This window comes from Pseudomonas sp. MWU15-20650 (assembly GCF_023242475.1).
Lineage (GTDB): Bacteria > Pseudomonadota > Gammaproteobacteria > Pseudomonadales > Pseudomonadaceae > Aquipseudomonas.
Genome location: NZ_JALJFG010000003.1, coordinates 242,491 through 260,686 on the forward strand (window position 1 = coordinate 242,491; position 18,196 = coordinate 260,686).

14 protein-coding genes are annotated in these 18,196 nt (G+C 60.3%); 6 read left to right on the forward strand and 8 right to left on the reverse strand.

Going from position 1 to position 18,196, the window contains the following annotated elements:
• Window positions 1-4: 4 nt before the first annotated feature.
• The 4 genes from lspA to murJ form a co-directional block, all read right to left on the reverse strand.
• Window positions 5-514: a signal peptidase II gene (gene lspA / locus M5B43_RS04595; protein WP_248748977.1), complete on the reverse strand. Its 510-nt coding sequence runs from the start codon at window positions 512-514 to the stop codon at window positions 5-7.
• Entirely contained in the window at window positions 507-3,338 is a 2,832-nt protein-coding gene (gene ileS, locus M5B43_RS04600; protein ID WP_248748978.1) for an isoleucine--tRNA ligase, read from the reverse strand. The genes lspA and ileS overlap by 8 nt, the downstream gene beginning before the upstream one ends.
• 14 nt (window positions 3,339-3,352) lie before the next feature.
• Window positions 3,353-4,291, reverse strand: a complete 939-nt coding sequence (ribF, locus tag M5B43_RS04605) for a bifunctional riboflavin kinase/FAD synthetase (RefSeq protein WP_248748979.1) — start codon at window positions 4,289-4,291, stop codon at window positions 3,353-3,355.
• A gap of 119 nt (window positions 4,292-4,410) precedes the next feature.
• On the reverse strand, window positions 4,411-5,949 hold the full coding sequence (murJ, locus tag M5B43_RS04610) for a murein biosynthesis integral membrane protein MurJ (protein WP_248748980.1): 1,539 nt from the start codon (window positions 5,947-5,949) through the stop codon (window positions 4,411-4,413).
• A gap of 253 nt (window positions 5,950-6,202) precedes the next feature.
• Here murJ and rpsT point away from each other — a divergent pair, with 253 nt between their 5' ends.
• A complete protein-coding gene (gene rpsT, locus M5B43_RS04615; protein WP_003188401.1) occupies window positions 6,203-6,481 on the forward strand; it encodes a 30S ribosomal protein S20 in 279 nt (92 codons plus the stop codon).
• Between the two features lie 194 nt (window positions 6,482-6,675).
• Here rpsT and M5B43_RS04620 read toward each other — a convergent pair whose 3' ends face one another.
• Window positions 6,676-7,161 carry a peptidylprolyl isomerase gene (locus M5B43_RS04620; RefSeq protein ID WP_176995167.1) on the reverse strand — a complete coding sequence of 162 codons (486 nt, stop codon included), beginning with the start codon at window positions 7,159-7,161 and terminating at the stop codon, window positions 6,676-6,678.
• Between M5B43_RS04620 and M5B43_RS04625 the strand changes: the two genes are divergently transcribed.
• The 3 genes from M5B43_RS04625 to M5B43_RS04635 all read left to right on the forward strand — a co-directional run bounded on the left by M5B43_RS04625 (window position 7,160) and on the right by M5B43_RS04635 (window position 10,529).
• Window positions 7,160-7,450 carry a DUF3565 domain-containing protein gene (locus M5B43_RS04625; RefSeq protein ID WP_248749077.1) on the forward strand — a complete coding sequence of 97 codons (291 nt, stop codon included), beginning with the start codon at window positions 7,160-7,162 and terminating at the stop codon, window positions 7,448-7,450. The genes M5B43_RS04620 and M5B43_RS04625 overlap by 2 nt on opposite strands.
• A gap of 79 nt (window positions 7,451-7,529) precedes the next feature.
• Entirely contained in the window at window positions 7,530-9,629 is a 2,100-nt protein-coding gene (gene pta, locus M5B43_RS04630) for a phosphate acetyltransferase (protein WP_248748981.1), read from the forward strand.
• Window positions 9,630-10,529 carry an acyltransferase gene (locus tag M5B43_RS04635; protein WP_248748982.1) on the forward strand — a complete coding sequence of 300 codons (900 nt, stop codon included), beginning with the start codon at window positions 9,630-9,632 and terminating at the stop codon, window positions 10,527-10,529.
• A 272-nt stretch (window positions 10,530-10,801) separates the two neighbouring features.
• On the opposite strand, the gene cysN is transcribed toward M5B43_RS04635, so the two are convergent.
• From cysN to M5B43_RS04650, 3 genes are all read right to left on the reverse strand, one after another.
• Window positions 10,802-12,700, reverse strand: coding sequence for a sulfate adenylyltransferase subunit CysN (gene cysN, locus M5B43_RS04640; RefSeq protein WP_248748983.1), 1,899 nt, complete (start codon window positions 12,698-12,700; stop codon window positions 10,802-10,804).
• 9 nt (window positions 12,701-12,709) lie between these two features.
• Window positions 12,710-13,627, reverse strand: a complete 918-nt coding sequence (gene cysD / locus M5B43_RS04645; RefSeq protein ID WP_248748984.1) for a sulfate adenylyltransferase subunit CysD — start codon at window positions 13,625-13,627, stop codon at window positions 12,710-12,712.
• Window positions 13,628-13,763: 136 nt separating this feature from the next.
• Window positions 13,764-14,522: a Nif3-like dinuclear metal center hexameric protein gene (locus tag M5B43_RS04650; RefSeq protein ID WP_248748985.1), complete on the reverse strand. Its 759-nt coding sequence runs from the start codon at window positions 14,520-14,522 to the stop codon at window positions 13,764-13,766.
• A 102-nt stretch (window positions 14,523-14,624) separates the two neighbouring features.
• Between M5B43_RS04650 and algW the strand changes: the two genes are divergently transcribed.
• Together algW and M5B43_RS04660 are read left to right on the forward strand one after the other, a co-directional pair.
• Entirely contained in the window at window positions 14,625-15,779 is a 1,155-nt protein-coding gene (algW, locus tag M5B43_RS04655; protein ID WP_248748986.1) for a Do family serine endopeptidase AlgW, read from the forward strand.
• A gap of 111 nt (window positions 15,780-15,890) precedes the next feature.
• Window positions 15,891-17,987 carry a TonB-dependent siderophore receptor gene (locus M5B43_RS04660; RefSeq protein ID WP_248748987.1) on the forward strand — a complete coding sequence of 699 codons (2,097 nt, stop codon included), beginning with the start codon at window positions 15,891-15,893 and terminating at the stop codon, window positions 17,985-17,987.
• Window positions 17,988-18,196: the final 209 nt, after the last annotated feature.

Genomic DNA, 18,196 nt, shown 5'->3' on the forward strand with positions numbered 1-18,196 from the left:
CTGATCAGTCATTGACGGTCTCTCCGGTTTTCTTACTTTTGAACATGTCCAGCGCCAACATGATTGCACCGACGGTGATGGCGCTGTCGGCAAAATTGAACGCCGGGAAGTACCAGCGGTTCTGCCAATGCACCAGGATAAAGTCGATCACATGGCCCAAGGCAATGCGGTCGTACAAGTTGCCCAACGCGCCGCCCAGCACCAGGGCCAGCGCGATGGCCAACCAGGTGTCATCGCGCCCCAGGCGCTTGAGCCAAACGACCAGCACCGCACCGACCACCACGGCGATCAGGGCAAACAGCCAGCGCTGCCAGCCGCCGCCGTCAGCCAGGAAACTGAACGCCGCGCCGGTGTTATAGGCCAGGGTCCAGCTGAAGTAATCCGGGATTACCACGATTTGCTGGAACATCTCCAAGGCGCCTTCGAAATGAGCCTTGCTGACCTGGTCGATAACCAGGACCAGCACACTCAGTACGAGCCAGCCCAGACGTCCAAAACGGCTGGTGTTAGGCATAGTGACGAACCTCGCCGGCACCGCTGATGTTGTCGACACAACGACCGCAGATTTCAGGATGCTCAGGGTTCACGCCGACATCTTCACGGCAGTGCCAGCAACGGGCGCACTTGGGGAAGGCCGACTTGACCACTTTGAGCTTGAGGCCCGGAACCTCGGTAACCACGGCATCCGCCGGGGCCTGGGCGAAAGGTGCCAGGCTCGCGGTGGAGGTGATCAATACGAAACGCAGCTCATTGCTCAGCTTGGCCAGGTCGGCGGTCAGGCCCTCCTCGGCAAACAGGGTGACTTCGGCTTGCAGGTTGCCACCGACGGCCTTCGCCGCACGCTGAACTTCCAGTTCCTTGTTCACCGCAACCTTGACGGCCATCACGCCCTCCCAATACTCGCGGCCCAGCTCGAAGTCGGCCGGCAATTCGGTCAAGCCTTCGTACCAGGTGTTGAGCATGACAGACTCGTTGCGCTCGCCCGGCAGGTATTCCCACAATTCGTCGGCGGTGAAGGCCAGGATCGGAGCGATCCAGCGCACCAGCGCCTCGGAGATGTGGTACAGCGCGGTTTGCGCCGAACGGCGAGCCTTGCTGTTGGCGCCAGTGGTGTACTGACGGTCCTTGATGATGTCGAGGTAGAAACCACCCAGCTCCTGAACACAGAAGTTGTGGATCTTCGAGTACACGTTCCAGAAGCGGTATTCGCCGTAGTGCTCCTGCAACTCGCGCTGCAGTAACAGGGTACGGTCCACGGCCCAACGGTCCAGGGCGAGCATGTCCTCGGCCGGCAGGATGTCGGTGGCCGGGTTGAAACCGCTCAGGTTCGACAACAGGAAGCGTGCGGTATTACGGATACGACGATAGGCATCGGCGCTGCGCTGCAGGATCTGCTCCGATACAGCCATTTCGCCCGAATAATCGGTCGAGGCCACCCACAAGCGCATGATGTCGGCGCCCAAGGTGTCGTTGACCTTTTGCGGTGCGATCACGTTGCCCAGGGACTTGGACATTTTGCGGCCGTTTTCATCAACGGTGAAACCGTGAGTCAGCAGTTCGCGGTACGGAGCGTGGTCGTCGATGGCGCAACCGGTCAGCAGCGACGAGTGGAACCAACCACGGTGCTGGTCCGAACCTTCCAGGTACAGGTCGGCGCGCGGGCCGGTCTCGTGGCCCATCGGGTGCGAGCCACGCAGCACGTGCCAGTGGGTGGTACCCGAATCGAACCACACGTCGAGGGTGTCACTGATCTTGTCGTACAGCGGCGCTTCGTCGCCGAGCAATTCGGCGGCGTCCAGCTTGAACCAGGCTTCAATGCCTTCCTGCTCGACGCGCTTGGCCACTTCTTCCATCAGTTCGACGGTGCGTGGGTGCAGCTCGCCGCTTTCCTTGTTCAGGAAAAACGGGATCGGCACACCCCAGTTACGCTGGCGGGAGATGCACCAGTCCGGGCGGTTGGCGATCATCGAGTGCAGGCGTGCCTGGCCCCAGGCCGGTACGAACTTGGTGTCTTCGATCGCCTTGATCGCACGGTTACGCAGGGTCTGGCCCTGAACCGGCTCTTTATCCATGCCGATAAACCACTGCGCGGTGGCGCGGTAGATCAGCGGGGTCTTGTGGCGCCAGCAGTGCATGTAGCTGTGCTTGATGGTTTCGGTGTGCAGCAGAGCGCCGACTTCCGACAGTTTGTCGATGATCGGCTGGTTGGCCTTGAAGATGAACTGACCACCGAAGAACTCCAGGGACGGCACATAGACGCCGTTGCTTTGCACTGGGTTCAAGATGTCGTCGTTGACCATGCCATAGGCTTTGCAGGTCACGAAGTCGTCCACACCATACGCGGGCGCGGAGTGAACGATGCCGGTACCAGCGCCCAACTCAACGTAGTCAGCCAGGTACACAGGCGACAGGCGATCGTAGAACGGGTGACGGAAATTGATCAGTTCCAACGCCGAACCGGTAGTCGTGGCGATCACCGAACCTTGCAGCTCGTAGCGAGCCAGGCAAGACTCGACCATTTCCTCGGCCAGCACCAGCAGGCGATCACCGACGTCCACCAGGGCGTAGGTGAATTCCGGGTGCACGTTCAGCGCCTGGTTGGCCGGGATGGTCCACGGGGTGGTGGTCCAGATCACGATGGCAGCCGGTTTGCCCAGGCTAGCCAGGCCAAAGGCCTCGGCCAGCTTGGCGTCGTCGGCGATCGGGAAGGCCACGTCGATGGTCGAGGACTTCTTGTCTTCGTACTCCACTTCCGCTTCGGCCAGGGCAGAACCGCAGTCGAAGCACCAGTTCACAGGCTTGAGGCCCTTGAACACGAAACCGCCTTTGACGATTTCGGCCAAGGCGCGGATTTCACCGGCCTCGTTCTTGAAGTCCATGGTCTTGTACGGGTTGTCCCAGTCGCCCAGCACACCCAGACGGATGAATTCGGACTTCTGCCCTTCAATCTGCTCGGTAGCGTAGGCGCGGCACAGTTCGCGGGTTTTATCCGCGCCCAGGTTCTTGCCGTAGGTCACTTCGACTTTGTGTTCGATCGGCAGGCCATGGCAGTCCCAGCCCGGGACATAAGGCGCATCGAAACCCGAAAGGGTTTTCGAGCGGATGATCATGTCCTTGAGAATTTTGTTCAGCGCATGACCGATGTGAATCGTGCCGTTGGCATAAGGAGGGCCGTCGTGCAGGACGAACTTCGGACGATCCTTGCCAATTTCGCGCAACTTTCCGTACAGGCCAATACTGTCCCAGCGCTGCAGGATCTGCGGTTCGCGCTGTGGCAGGCCGGCCTTCATTGGGAAGGCGGTGTCCGGAAGGTTTAACGTGGCTTTATAGTCGGTCATTTAAGGCTCTTCGGTTAGCGATGGGCGCTAGGTGCGGCTAGTGCACGGGCGGCGGCGACATCCGCATTGATCGCCGTTTTCAACGCCTCAAGGGAGGCGAAACGCTGCTCTTCACGCAGCTTCTGGTGGAAAACCACCGTCAAACGCCGGTCATACAAATCACCGGCAAAATCCAAAAGGTGAACTTCCAGGTGGGCCTTGCCGTCACCTGCAACCGTGGGCCTGACGCCTATGTTGGCGACTCCCGGCCACGATTGGCCGTCGATATCGACACTCACCAGGTAAACCCCGGTCAGCGGTACACGACGGCGCTTGAGTTGCACGTTGGCAGTTGGCGTGCCCAATTGGCGCGCCAGCTTCTGGCCGTGCAGTACCCGGCCCGCAATGCGGAACGGGCGACCGAGCAAGCGCTCGGCCAAGTCGAAGTCGGCAGCGGCCAGGGCGTTACGCACCTGGGTACTGCTCACGCGCAGGCCATCCAGTTCGACGGTTTGCGCGGCTTCGACAGTAAAACCTTGATTCACACCGGCATGTTGCAGGAAGTCGAAATCCCCGACGCGGTCACATCCGAAACGGAAGTCGTCGCCGACCTCCAGGTGCTGCACGCCCAGGCCATCCACCAGGATACGGTCAACGAACTCAGCGGCGCTGAGGCTTTGCAGACGCTGGTTGAAGGCCAGGCAGAGCACACGGTCCACGCCCTCTTCAGCCAACAACTGCAGTTTGTCCCGCAGGCGGGCCAAGCGCGCCGGCGCCGTTTCCGGGGTAAAGAATTCACGCGGCTGTGGCTCAAAAATCACCACGCAGCTGGGCACGCCCAACTCGACCGCTCGCTCGCGTAGCCGAGCCAGGATAGCCTGGTGGCCACGGTGAACACCGTCAAAGTTGCCAATAGTGGCGACGCAGCCCCGATGCTCAGGGCGCAGGTTGTGGAGACCTCGAACCAGCTGCATAACGCGCTTCTTGCTCATAAAGTGGTCGATTATAACCACACCCGGCCTCGGACGACAGGCAACAGCGCAGGCCAAATGGGTCCATTCGATAAAACAACCGTTTTATCGCGATTAACGCGCTAGCCTAATGACTTGCGATTGAAATCCCGCAGGCGGAAACCTTGCAGCAGCAACATCCCGAAGTACACCACCACGCCAGCGACCACCAGCAGGCCCAGGCGCATGAAACGCTCCAGCATATGCCCCTCGTCCCAAGCCGGCATAACGTGCATCAGCCCCAGTAACACGGCCGACATCATGGCCACCGCCACTAACAGCTTGAGCGCGAACATCCCCCAGCCCGGCTGCGGCTGGAACATTTGTTGTTTACGCAGTTGATAAAACAGCAGGCCAGCATTGATGCATGCACCGGCACTGATAGCCAGAGCCAGGCCGGCATGGGCCAACGGCCCGATAAATACCAGGTTGAGCAATTGGGTGACGACCAGCGTGAAAATCGCGATTTTCACGGGTGTGCGAATGTTCTGCTGGGCATAGAAGCCAGGCGCCAGCACTTTGATTACGATAATGCCCAGCAGGCCGACGGAGTAAGCAATCAACGCGCGCTGGGTCATTGATGCATCAAAGGCGCTGAATTGGCCATATTGGAATAGCGATACGGTCAGCGGCTCGGCCAGGATGCCCAGGGCCAGGGAACATGGCAGCACCAGCACAAAACACAGGCGCAGGCCCCAATCGAGGATGCGCGAGTATTCCTGGCGGTCCTTGCTGGCGTAGGTGCGTGACAGGGTCGGCAGCAAAATCGTGCCCAATGCCACGCCCAGGACACCAGACGGCAGTTCCATGAGGCGGTCGGCGTAGTACATCCACGATACCGAGCCGGATACCAGCAACGAGGCGAACGCTGTGTTGATGATCAGGGAGATCTGGCTCACCGACACCCCGAGGATCGCCGGCAGCATATTGCGCATCACGCGCCAGACCCCGGTGTCCTTCAGGTTGAGGCGTGGCAGGACGAGCATGCCGATCTTTTTCAGGTGCGGCAGCTGGTAGAGCAACTGCGCCAGGCCACCGGCCAGCACGGCCCAGCCCAAGGCCATGACCGGCGGATCGAAATACGGCGTGAGGAACAGTGCGAAAATGATCATGCTGACGTTAAGCAGCGTCGGCACGAAGGCCGGCACCGAAAAACGGTTCCACGTATTGAGAATCGCCCCGGCCAGGGATGACAAGGAGATCAGCAATATATAAGGAAAGGTCACCCGCAACAGGTCAGTGGTCAGCGCGAATTTTTCCGGCGTATTGGCAAACCCGGGAGCCGTGGCCCAGATCACCCAGGGCGCAGCGAGCATACCGGCGATGGTCACCAGCATCAGTACCAGGGTCAACAGGCCCGAGACGTAGGCAATAAAGGTGCGGGTCGCCTCTTCGCCCTGCTGGGTCTTGTATTCCGCCAGGATCGGCACGAAAGCCTGTGAAAACGCGCCCTCGGCGAAGATCCGCCGCAGCAGGTTGGGCAATTTAAAGGCAATAAAGAAAGCATCCGTGGCCATACTGGCGCCAAAAATGCGCGCCAGCAGGGTGTCACGCACGAACCCCAAAACCCGGGAGATCATCGTGATAGAGCTGACGGCAGCCAACGATTTAAGCAGATTCATTGAAAGAGTTTGCGCCTATAGATAAAGAGCAGGCGAACAAAGCGCCCACTTATGCGATACTGCGCGCCTGCAACAGCACAGAGCCAAAGCTCGCGAGTTTACAGGTCAAGCGCCGGAAATAAATCACCCGCCTCTTCAGATCGACCACTCAGCAGTTCGCATCAGCCGCCCTTGACAACCCATCAAGTCATCGGCATGATTCGCGGCCTATTTTGTTTGCTATTTCCTAAAAAGTCTTTCGAGGAGCTCGACGGTGGCCAACACACCTTCCGCCAAAAAACGTGCAAAACAGGCTGAGAAGCGTCGCAGCCACAACGCCAGCCTGCGTTCCATGGTTCGCACCTACATCAAGAATGTAGTTAAAGCCATCGACACCAAAGACGCTGAAAAAGCCCAAGCTGCTTACGTTCTGGCCGTGCCAGTTATCGACCGTATGGCCGATAAAGGCATCATCCACAAGAACAAGGCCGCTCGCCATAAGAGCCGCCTGAATGGCCACATCAAGGCTCTGAGCGTTCCTGCTGCAGCCTAAGTGGTAACAACTGCCACGCAACCCAGGTTGTGTAACAGTTAAGAAATGCCCCGTACCGAAAGGTCCGGGGCATTTTTGTTTGCCCACAGAATCATCATAAATTCCCTCCCACATTTGGATCGCGGTGAATCTCAGGCAAAAAAACGCCCCGAGCCAGTCGGGGCGTTTTTGCTACCACCTGATCAAGACATCAATCAATGGTGATGACCGCCTTCACCGTGGACGTGGCCGTGAGCCACTTCTTCCTGGGAAGCGTCGCGGATAGCAACGATCTTGACCTTGAAGTTCAGGCGCTGACCCGCCAGAGGGTGGTTACCGTCGACAGTCACGTCGTCGCCGTCCAGGTCGCGGATAGTCACGATCTGCATTTGGCCGTCGGGTGCGGAAGCATGGAACTGCATGCCCACTTCCAGCTCGTCGACGCCTTCGAACATGCTGCGGCTCAGGGTGCTGACCAGCTCGGCGGAATATTCGCCGTAAGCATCTTCAGGTTCTACGGCGACAGTCAGTTCGTCACCGACGTTCTTGCCTTCCAGAGCCTTCTCCAGGCCCGGGATGATGTTACCTGCGCCTTGCAGGTAGACCAGCGGCGCGCCGCCGGCTGAGCTGTCGATGACCTCACCAGCGTCGTTGGTCAGGGTATAGTCGATGGAGACAGCCTTGTTAGCGGCGATCGTCATGGGGCGAGACCTTTTGCATAAGAATGAAGAACGGACAAGTCTAAACAAGGATTTGCCCGAAAGCGAACAGAACCCGGACAGACGGACCCGACCAACGGCATCCTTCATCATTGGGTTCCACCAGGACGACGACCAACACTGGGTCGCCGAGCTGTCCTGCGGCCACACCCAGCACCTGCGCCACCAGCCGCCCTGGCAGTCGCGTACCTGGGTGCTTGACCCCGCGCAGCGCCTGGAAAAAATAGGCCAACCCTTTGCCTGCGGCTGGTGTGCGCAAGGGCACGAATAACGATAACCTTGGCGCCTGATTCGCGGTAGGCACTCAACCATAGGGTGCCACCCAAGCCATGCACCTCTAGAGAATTCGCATGCAGACTTTTTTTATCGCGCCCACCGATTTTGGTGTGGGTCTGACCTCCATCAGCCTTGGGCTGGTGCGTACCCTGGAACGGGCCGGCCTCAAAGTCGGCTTCTTCAAACCCATCGCCCAGCCACACCCCGGCGATACCGGCCCCGAACGCTCCACTGAGTTGGTGGCGCGCACCCATGGTCTGAAACCGCCCCAACCCCTGGGCCTGGCCCATGTGGAGCGCATGCTCGGCGACGGCCAGCTTGATGAACTGCTCGAAGAGATCATCACCCTGTATCAGCAAGCCGCCGTGGGCAAGGACGTACTGATCGTCGAAGGCATGGTGCCAACCCGTAGCGCCAGCTACGCAGCGCGGGTCAACCTGCACTTGGCCAAGAGCCTGGATGCGGAAGTGATCCTGGTCTCGGCCCCGGAAAACGAAGTGCTCACCGAACTCTCCGGCCGCGTGGAATTGCAGGCCCAATTGTTCGGCGGCCCGAAAGACCCGAAAGTACTCGGTGTGATCCTCAACAAGGTGCGCACTGATGAAAGCATGGAGGCATTCTCCGCGCGCCTCAAAGAACACTCGCCGCTGTTGCGCAGCGGTGACTTCCGCCTGCTGGGCTGCATCCCTTACCAACCCGAACTCAATGCCCCACGCACCCGCGACGTGGCCGACCTGATGGGGGCGCAAATCCTCAACGCCGGCGACTATGAAACACGGCGCATGACCAAGATCATTATCTGCGCACGCACCATGCGAAACACCGTGGAGCTGCTCAAGCCCGGCGTGCTGGTCGTGACCCCCGGAGATCGCGACGACATCATCCTCGCCGTCAGCCTGGCCGCGATCAATGGCGTGCCCCTGGCCGGCCTGCTGCTGACCAGCGACACCCTGCCCGACCCGCGCATCATGGACTTGTGCCGAGGCGCCTTCCAGGCAGGCTTGCCCGTACTCTCGGTGAGCACTGGCTCCTACGACACCGCCAACCAGCTCAATAGCCTGAACAAGGAAATCCCTATCGATGACCGCGAACGCGCGGAGATCATCACCGACTTCGTCGCCAGCCACCTCGATGCGCGCTGGTTGCACCAACGCTGTGGCACGCCACGGGAGATGCGCCTGTCGCCGGCGGTATTTCGCTACCAACTGATCCAACGCGCCCAGGCCGCCAACAAACGTATCGTGTTGCCCGAAGGCAGCGAACCGTTGACCGTGCAAGCCGCCGCCATCTGCCAGGCCCGCGGCATTGCCCGTTGTGTGCTGCTGGCCAAGCCGGCGGATGTGGAAGCGGTTGCCCGCGCCCAGGGTATCGAGCTGCCCGAGGGGCTGGAGATTCTCGACCCGGACCTGATTCGCCAACGTTATGTAGAGCCCATGGTTGCACTGCGCAAAAGCAAGAGCCTCAACGCACCAATGGCCGAGCAACAGCTGGAAGACACCGTGGTGATCGCCACCATGATGCTCGCCCTGGATGAAGTGGACGGCCTGGTTTCCGGCGTTATCCATTCCACCGCCAACACCATCCGGCCGGCCCTGCAACTGATCAAGACCGCACCGGGCTGCACCCTGGTGTCATCCGTGTTCTTCATGCTGTTCCCTGAGCAGGTGCTGGTGTACGGCGATTGCGTGATGAACCCCCACCCGAGCGCTGCAGAGCTGGCGGAAATCGCCCTGCAAAGCGCCGACTCGGCGGCGGCGTTCGGCATCACACCGCGCGTGGCGATGATCAGCTATTCCAGCGGTGACTCGGCCAGTGGCGAAGAGGTGGAAAAAGTCCGCGAAGCCACCCTGCTTGCCCACGAACAACAAAGCTCGCTGCTGATCGACGGTCCGCTGCAATACGACGCCGCCGCCAACGAGAACGTTGCCCGGCAGTTGGCGCCCAACAGTCAGGTCGCCGGCAAAGCCACGGTGTTTGTATTCCCCGACCTGAACACCGGCAACACCACCCATAAAGCCGTACAACGCAGTGCCGATTGCGTGAGCCTGGGTCCGATGCTCCAGGGCCTGCGCAAACCGGTGAACGACCTTCCGCGCGGCGCACAGGTGGACGACATCGTGTACACCATCGCACTGACTGCAATTCAAGCCGCCAACCGACCTATGGATATCTAAATGCTGGTTTTTCTACCTGCCGCCGTTCGCGGGGTGATCGCGTCCTTGCTGTTGGCACTGAACACGATCCTGCTGTGCTCGTTCCTGTTTATCGTGGCGCTGTTCAAGGCATTGCCATTCGCCAAACGCTTCAGTGAATGGCTGATGAACCACACCCACGAAGCCTGGGTCACCAACAACAAGGGCTGGATGAACCTGGTGCGACGCACACGCTGGCATCTGACAGGGCTTGAGGGGCTCGACTACCAGCACTCGTACCTGGTGACCAGCAACCACCAGAGCTGGGTTGACATCATGGTGCTGCAATACGTGCTCAATCGACGGATTCGCCCGCTGAAGTTCTTCCTCAAACAGGAACTGATCTGGGTACCGGTGATTGGCCTGGCGTGGTGGGCCCTGGGTTTCCCCTTCATGAAGCGCTATACCAAGGCATATCTGGAAAAGCACCCGGAGAAGAAAGGCAAAGACCTGGAAACCACTCGCAAGACCTGTGCGAAGTTTCGTGACAACCCGGTGGGCATTTTCAACTTTGCCGAAGGCACACGCTTTACACCTGGCAAGCATGCGCAGCAGAACTCGCCGTTCCGCTACCTGCTCAAGCCCAAGGCCGGTGGCATTGCGTTTGTGCTGGATGCGATGGGTGAGCAGTTGAAGTCATTGGTCAACGTGACCATTCACTACCCTGCCGGACGCCCTGGCTATTGGGACCTGCTGTGCGGGAATGTGCAGGACGTGGTGGTGCATTTTGAAGAAGTGCAAATCCCGGCCGAGTTCATTGGCAAGAATTATGAGCAGGACGCGGAGTATCGGACAGCCTTCCAGGGCTGGATTAACCAGCTGTGGGAAGCCAAGGATGCGTTACTGGATCAGCTTCACACCGAATTCCCAAGCAAGCGATGATCAACCTGTGGCGAGCGGGCTTGTCGAATCGTCGCAGCGCCCCCAAAGAAGGACGAATGCGGTGTACCCGATACTCCGCAGAGACAGTTTTGGGGCTGCTTCGCAGCCCAACGCGGGACAAGCCCGCTCGCCACAGTGACAGTGCTCCCTCTTAACTGACTGGCATTGGGGCAAGCCCCCTCCCACATTTGACCGCGCCCCGTCCGATCTTGAGAATGTAAAAAAGCCCGCCACCGAGTCATCAGTGGCGGGCTTTTTGGTAGCGGCAACCCTTAGATCGCGTCGCGCTGACGCAACAGCTCCAGCACTTGCTTGACGCTGTCTTCCAGCGACAGGGCCTGGGTGTCAATGATCAGGTCGGCGTTCAATGGCACGTCGTACGGGAACGACTCGCCCGGGATGTTATCCCCACCGGCAGCGTACAAGCCCTGCGGATCACGCTCGGCACACACCAGCGGCGAGGCCTGGACGTAAACGGTCAGCAGGCGATCGCTGCCGATCAGCGCCTTGGCTTGTTCACGACCTTCTGCATCCGGCGCGACGAAGGCGGCCAGGGTCAGCAAGCCCGCTTCGTTGAACTGTCGCGCCACGTGAGCGGCACGGCGCCAGTTCTCGGTGCGCCCGGCCCGGTCTTGCGGCAACCCTTTGTTCAGGTCATGACGCAAGTTCTGGCCATCCAGCACGAACACCGCACGCCCCATGTCGAACAGCTTGCGCTCAACCGCATAGGCCAGGGTGCTCTTGCCGGCGCCGGACAGGCCGCTGAACAATACGGTGGCCGGCTGTTGGCCGAAGCGCTGCGCCCGCTCTTCGGTGGCCACATGAGCCAGTTTGCCGTGCTGCGCCGAGCTGCCGTGGGTCACTGGAGGCGCGATGATCATGCCCGCGCCCACGGTGCCGTTGGTCAACCGGTCGATCACGATGAACGCGCCAGTGGTGCGGTTGCTGTCGTAGCCGTCCAGAGCGATGGCGGCGTCGAGGCTGACCTTGACCCGTCCGATTTCGTTCAACTGCAGTGAACTCGCCGGGCCTTCGGCCAGGGTATTCACATCCACACGGTGCACGATGCTGGTAACGGAACCCGGTACGTAGCTGGTGGCGCGCTTGATGTCGTATTTCTTGCCCGGCAGCATTGGCTCTTCGGCCATCCACACCAACATGGCGTCGAAGGCGTCGGTCACTTGCGGCACGTTATCGGCATGCACCAGCAGGTCGCCACGGGAGATGTCGATCTCGTCTTCCATGGTCAGGGTCACGGCCTGGCCTGGGCCTGCGTGTTCCAGCTCACCTTCGAAGGTGACGATGGATTTGACACGGCTGCTCTTGCCCGACGGCAGCACCACGACTTCGTCGCCTTTGTGCACGATGCCACTGGCCAGGGTGCCGGCAAAACCACGGAAATTCAGGTTCGGACGGTTGACGTACTGCACCGGGAAACGCAGGTCGGTGTAGTTGCGGTCGTTGGCGATCTCGACGGTCTCGAGAATTTCCATCAGCGACTGGCCGGTGTACCAAGGCGAACGCTCGCTCTTGTTCACCACGTTGTCGCCCTTGAGCGCCGACATCGGCACAAAGGCCAAGGTGCTCGGCTTGAACGCGATACCGTCGGCGAACTTCAGGTAATCGGCCTTGATCGACTCGAATACGCTTTGGTCAAAGCCGTTGATGTCCATCTTGTTGATGGCCACCACGATGTGTTTGATCCCCAGCAACGAGGCGATAAAGCTGTGGCGACGGGTCTGGGTCTGCACGCCGTAGCGGGCGTCGATCAGGATGATCGCCAGGTCACAGGTGGACGCACCGGTGGCCATGTTGCGGGTGTACTGCTCATGGCCGGGGGTATCGGCAATGATGAATTTGCGCTTGGCGGTGGAGAAGTAGCGGTAGGCAACATCGATGGTGATGCCCTGCTCACGCTCGGCCTGCAGGCCGTCGACCAGCAAGGCCAGGTCGATGTCGTCACCGGTGGTGCCGACTTTCTTCGAATCGCGGGTGATGGCTTCCAGATGGTCTTCGTAGATCATCTTGGAGTCGTGCAGCAGGCGCCCGATCAGGGTGCTCTTGCCGTCGTCGACGTTGCCGCAGGTCAGGAAGCGCAACATTTCCTTGCGCTCGTGCTGGCCCAGGTAGGCGAGGATGTCCTCGCTGATCAAATCAGATACGTGCGACATGACAGCCCCTTAGAAATAGCCTTGACGTTTTTTATCTTCCATGGAGCCTGCGCCATCGTGGTCGATGACACGGCCCTGGCGCTCGGAAGTTCGCGTCAGGAGCATTTCCTGAATGATGTCCGTCAGCGTCTCGGCTTCGGACTCCACCGCGCCCGTCAACGGGTAGCAGCCAAGGGTACGGAAACGTACTTTCTTTTTGACGATGCGGGCTTTGTCTTCGTCGGACAGGTGCTCGAGGATGCGGTCGTCGTCGATCATGATCAACGTGCCGTTCTTCTCGATCACGTCGCGCTCGGCGGCGAAGTACAGCGGCACGATCGGGATGCCTTCCAGGTAGATGTACTGCCAGATGTCCAGCTCGGTCCAGTTGGACAGCGGGAACACACGGATCGACTCGCCCTTGTTGACGTTGCCGTTGTAGACGTTCCACAGCTCGGGGCGCTGGTTCTTCGGGTCCCAGCGGTGTTTGCTGTCGCGGAACGAGTACACGCGCTCTTTGGCGCGGGATTTCTCTTCATCGCGACGGGCACCGCCGAATGCGGCGTCGAAACCATGCTTGTCCAGTGCCTGCTTGAGGCCCTCGGTCTTCATGATGTCGGTGTGCTTGGCACTGCCGTGGGTGAACGGGTTGATGCCCTGCGCCACGCCATCCGGGTTGACGTGGGTGATCAGGTCCAGGCCCAGCTCTTCCACCATGCGGTCGCGGAATGCGTACATCTCCTGGAATTTCCAGCGAGTGTCGACGTGCATCACCGGAAACGGCAGTTTGCCCGGGAAGAATGCCTTGCGTGCCAGGTGCAGCATCACGGCGGAGTCTTTACCGATCGAGTAGAGCATCACCGGGTTGTCGAACTCGGCGGCGACCTCGCGGATGATGTGGATGCTTTCCGCCTCCAGCTGTTTCAGATGCGTCAGTTTGTCGACCATGGCTACTCACGGAAAAACGATCTTATGGACGGCCTGCGGGCCGTGTTCGAGCGGGGCATGCTAGCACAGCACCTTCTTCTATTCAGGGCGCCATCTAGATCGAAACGGTATATGAATATGCCCCGTTGTTTGGCCCTCAGATCGGGTTCGGGCAATCGATGAACAGGTGTTCCAGGGCAAAGCGCCGCGCCAGGTAATCCCCCAGTGCCTGCACACCGTAGCGCTCGGTCGCGTGATGGCCGGCAGCGATAAAGCTGATGTCATTTTCGCGGGCGCTGTGGAAGGTTTGCTCGGACGCTTCACCGCTCAGGTATAGGTCGACACCGGCGGCAACTGCCTGGTCGATATAGCCCTGACCACCCCCGGTGCACCAACCAATGCGACGGATCATCTCGCTGCCTTCGATCAGCAGCGGCTCGCGCCCCATGACGTCTTGCACGCGGCGGGCAAAGTCCCGGGGCGACAAAGGCTCGGCCAGGGAGCCGACCAGGCCGACGATTTTGGGGTTGCCTGGGTCCAGCGGGCCTTCGACGGTGATGTCCAAGTGGCGGGCCAGTTGCACGTTGTTGCCGACGTCTGGGTGCAGGTCCAGCGGCAGGTGGTAGGCCAGCAGGCTGATGTCGTGCTTGAGCAGGGTTTTCAAGCGGCGCTGCTTCATGCCGGTGATGCAGGGGTTCTCGCCTTTCCAGAAATAGCCGTGGTGCACCAGCACCAGATCGGCCTGGGCCTCGACGGCGGCGTCCAGCAGGGCTTGGCTCGCCGTCACGCCGCTGACGATACGCATCACCTGCGGACGCCCTTCGACTTGCAGGCCATTGGGGCAATAGTCGGCAATTTTTGCGCTGCCGAGGTAGCGGTCGGCTTCCTCGACGAGGGTGGTAAGGGGGACGGCCATAAAAGACTCCTAAATATCCCGTTCCGAGGCGCTCGCAGCCTCGTATAATGCGCGACATTATGGGCGCTCTCCCGCCCCCTGCAACCTGTCAGGACTTACTTGATGCTCAAGGCACTGCGTTTTTTTGGATGGCCATTGTTGGCTGGCGTGCTGATCGCGATGCTGATTATTCAGCGTTACCCCCAATGGGTGGGCTTACCCAGCCTTGATGTAAACCTGCAGCAAGCCCCGCAAACCAGCGCGGTGGTGCAAGGCCCGGTGACCTATGCAGACGCCGTCGTCATCGCCGCCCCGGCCGTCGTCAACCTGTACACCACCAAGGTCATCAACAAACCGGCACACCCGCTGTTTGAAGACCCGCAGTTTCGCCGCTATTTCGGTGACAACGGTCCCAAGCAACGCCGCATGGAGTCCAGCCTCGGCTCTGGCGTGATCATGAGCCCTGAAGGCTACATCCTCACCAACAACCACGTGACCACCGGCGCCGACCAGATTGTGGTGGCGCTGCGCGACGGCCGTGAAACCCTGGCCCGCGTGGTCGGCAGCGACCCGGAAACCGACCTCGCGGTCCTGAAGATCGACCTCAAGAACCTGCCTTCGATCACCATCGGTCGCTCCGAGTCCCTGCGCGTAGGCGATGTGGCCCTGGCCATCGGCAACCCGTTCGGCGTCGGCCAGACGGTCACCATGGGCATCATCAGTGCCACCGGGCGTAACCAGCTGGGCCTGAACAGCTACGAAGACTTTATCCAGACTGACGCGGCGATCAACCCGGGCAACTCGGGCGGCGCGCTGGTGGATGCCAATGGCAACCTGACCGGTATCAACACCGCGATTTTCTCCAAGTCCGGCGGCTCCCAAGGCATCGGTTTCGCGATCCCGGTGAAGCTGGCGATGGAAGTGATGAAGTCGATCATCGAACACGGCCAGGTGATTCGAGGCTGGCTGGGGATTGAAGTGCAGCCATTGACCAAGGAACTGGCCGAGTCGTTTGGCCTGACCGGACGTCCGGGTATCGTGGTCGCCGGGATCTTCCGCGACGGCCCGGCGCAGAAAGCCGGCCTGCAACTGGGCGATGTGATCCTCAGCATCGACGGCGAACCGGCCGGTGATGGTCGTAAGTCAATGAACCAGGTGGCGCGGATCAAGCCAACCGAAAAAGTGGCGATTCAGGTCATGCGCAATGGCAAGGAAATCAAGCTGTCTGCGGAAGTCGGCTTGCGCCCACCGCCGGCGCCGGTGAAAGAAGAAGAATAACCCGCGCCCCCAAGTGCCCGTTCGCGGGCACTTGTAAGGCGATGTTGCGAAGCGATTCATTCTCATCTGGCATGTTATATTGTTTCAATATTGCTATTGGAACGCTCTACCATGCCGTCTCGAAAGTTTGCACCCCTGGCTGGCCTGGCCCTGGGTTTACTGCTCGACCCTGCCTACGCCGAAGAAAGCCCTCTTGAGCTGGACACCATCAGCGTCACCTCCGACGCCTATGAGTCCGCCACCGGCCCGGTCACAGGCTACCGCGCCACCCGCTCGGCCAGTGCGACCAAGACGGACACCGCCCTGCGCGACATCCCACAATCGATCAGCGTCATTCCCGCCACAGTGCTCAAGGATCTGGGTAGCACCAGCGTGGAACGTGCGTTGGAATTTGCCGGCGGCGTTTCCAAGCAAAACAACTTTGGCGGCCTGACACTCTACGAATACAGCGTGCGGGGCTTCACCACCTCTGAGTTCTACCAGGACGGTTTCAGCGCCAACCGGGGTTACCCGAGCACACCAGACGCCGCCAATATCGAACGCATTGAAGTGCTCAAAGGCCCTGCCGCCAGCCTCTACGGGCGCGGCGACCCTGGCGGCACCGTGAATATCGTCACCAAGAAACCCCAGCCCGAAGCCTTTACCACCGTGCAAACCAGCGCCGGCAGTTGGGACCGCTATCGCACAGCGCTGGATGTAAATACGCCACTGGACAGTGATGGCCGCGTATTGTCGCGAGTGAACCTGGCGGTTGAAGACAACCACAGCTTCCGTGATCACGTAGACGCCAAGCGGGTGTTCATCGCGCCCTCCTTCAGCTGGCAATTGGACCCGGACACACACCTTCTCGTCGAAAGCGAGTTCGTGCGCCACAGCTCCACTTTCGACAGGGGCATCCTCGCCAATACGGGCATGTCCCGCTCCACCTTCCTCGGCGAACCCAACGACGGCAATATCCGCAACCACAACAACCGCCTCCAGGCAGCCTTGGAGCATCACCTTAACGACGCCTGGCAACTGCGCCTGGCCAGCCACTACAAGCAAGGCAGCCTGTGGGGTGACGCCTCGGAAAACCGTGCATTGAATGCCGACGGCCATACCATCAACCGCCGCTATCGCGAACGCTCCACCGGCTGGCATGACAGCATTACCCAACTGGAACTGCGTGGCCTGTTCGATATGGGCAGTTGGCAGCACGAGCTGCTGGTTGGCGCCGAATACGAGGACTACCGCAAGAAAGAACGCGTCACCGCCATCGGCGGCAGCGACTACGCCATCGACCTCTACAAGCCAGTCTACGGCCAGCCCAAACCCAACGGGCAGCGCTCCGGCACCGACGTCTTCGAACAGGTAAAAAGCCAGGCCCTGAACCTGCAAGACCAGGTCATCTTCACCGACCGCCTGCGGGGCATGGTCGGCGCACGCTTGGAGCATTTCGAACAGAGTACCGACGACTTCACCCGCAACCACGCCAAGAGCCGACAAACCCACGACGCCCTCACCCAACGCGCCGGGCTGCTCTACCAACTGACGCCGCAAATCGGGGTATTCGCCAATGCGTCCACCTCGTTCAAGCCGAACAACGGCCTGGACGCCGGCGGCAAATCCTTCAAGCCTGAAGAAGGCGTGGGCTATGAAGTGGGGCTCAAGAGCGAGTGGTTCGACGACCGCCTCAGCGCAACGCTCGCCGCGTTCCACATCGAAAAGGAAAACGTACTGACCCTGGACCCGGCGACCAACACCAACCGCGCCATGGGCAAGGCCCGCAGCCAAGGGTTTGACCTGCAAGTGTCCGGGCAAGTGACCGACGCCGTGCGCGTGATCGGCGCCTTTGCCTACATTGATGCCGAAGTGACCAAGGGTGACACAGCCATTCCCACCGGCAGCCGGATTCTTGGCGTGGCCAAGCATAGCGGCAGTCTGCTGGGCGTGTATGAATTCCAGGATGGCATGCTGCGCGGCTCAGACCTGGGCGCGGCGCTCACCTACGTGGGTGACCGCTCCGGTGAAGCCGGCAGCCGTTTTGAACTGCCCGCCTACCACACCGTCGATTTGCTGGCCCATTACAAAGCCACGGAGCAGGTCACCGTAGGACTGAACCTCAACAACCTGTTTGATAAAAAGTATTACGAACGCTCCTACAGCAGCTACTGGGTCAACCCGGGTGAACCACGCAATCTCACTGTCAGCCTGACCCTCAACCTCTGACACCGTCGAACGCAAAATCTGTGACACATCGGCTGTCGTGGCGAGTGGCTTGTCGAATCGTCGCACCGCCCGCGTTGGGCTGCGCAGCAGCCCCAAAACTGTCTCTGCGCAGTATCGGGTACACCGCATTCGTCCTTCTTTGGGGGCGCTACGCGCCCCAACGCGGGACAAGCCCGCTCGCCACAGGGGAATATGACGGCCTTCAACAG

Excerpts from the sequence above, each read along its gene's own strand:
- M5B43_RS04650 (WP_248748985.1), bottom strand. The coding sequence starts at position 14,522 with ATGGCCGTCCCCCTTACCACCCTCGTCGAGGAAGCCGACCGCTACCTC.
- M5B43_RS04660 (WP_248748987.1), top strand. The coding sequence starts at position 15,891 with ATGCCGTCTCGAAAGTTTGCACCCCTGGCTGGCCTGGCCCTGGGTTTA.
- cysN (WP_248748983.1), bottom strand. The coding sequence starts at position 12,700 with ATGTCGCACGTATCTGATTTGATCAGCGAGGACATCCTCGCCTACCTG.
- M5B43_RS04620 (WP_176995167.1), bottom strand. The coding sequence starts at position 7,161 with ATGACGATCGCCGCTAACAAGGCTGTCTCCATCGACTATACCCTGACC.
- ribF (WP_248748979.1), bottom strand. The coding sequence starts at position 4,291 with ATGCAGCTGGTTCGAGGTCTCCACAACCTGCGCCCTGAGCATCGGGGC.
- lspA (WP_248748977.1), bottom strand. The coding sequence starts at position 514 with ATGCCTAACACCAGCCGTTTTGGACGTCTGGGCTGGCTCGTACTGAGT.
- M5B43_RS04635 (WP_248748982.1), top strand. The coding sequence starts at position 9,630 with ATGCTGGTTTTTCTACCTGCCGCCGTTCGCGGGGTGATCGCGTCCTTG.
- pta (WP_248748981.1), top strand. The coding sequence starts at position 7,530 with ATGCAGACTTTTTTTATCGCGCCCACCGATTTTGGTGTGGGTCTGACC.
- M5B43_RS04625 (WP_248749077.1), top strand. The coding sequence starts at position 7,160 with ATGGGGCGAGACCTTTTGCATAAGAATGAAGAACGGACAAGTCTAAAC.
- algW (WP_248748986.1), top strand. The coding sequence starts at position 14,625 with ATGCTCAAGGCACTGCGTTTTTTTGGATGGCCATTGTTGGCTGGCGTG.
- cysD (WP_248748984.1), bottom strand. The coding sequence starts at position 13,627 with ATGGTCGACAAACTGACGCATCTGAAACAGCTGGAGGCGGAAAGCATC.
- ileS (WP_248748978.1), bottom strand. The coding sequence starts at position 3,338 with ATGACCGACTATAAAGCCACGTTAAACCTTCCGGACACCGCCTTCCCA.
- murJ (WP_248748980.1), bottom strand. The coding sequence starts at position 5,949 with ATGAATCTGCTTAAATCGTTGGCTGCCGTCAGCTCTATCACGATGATC.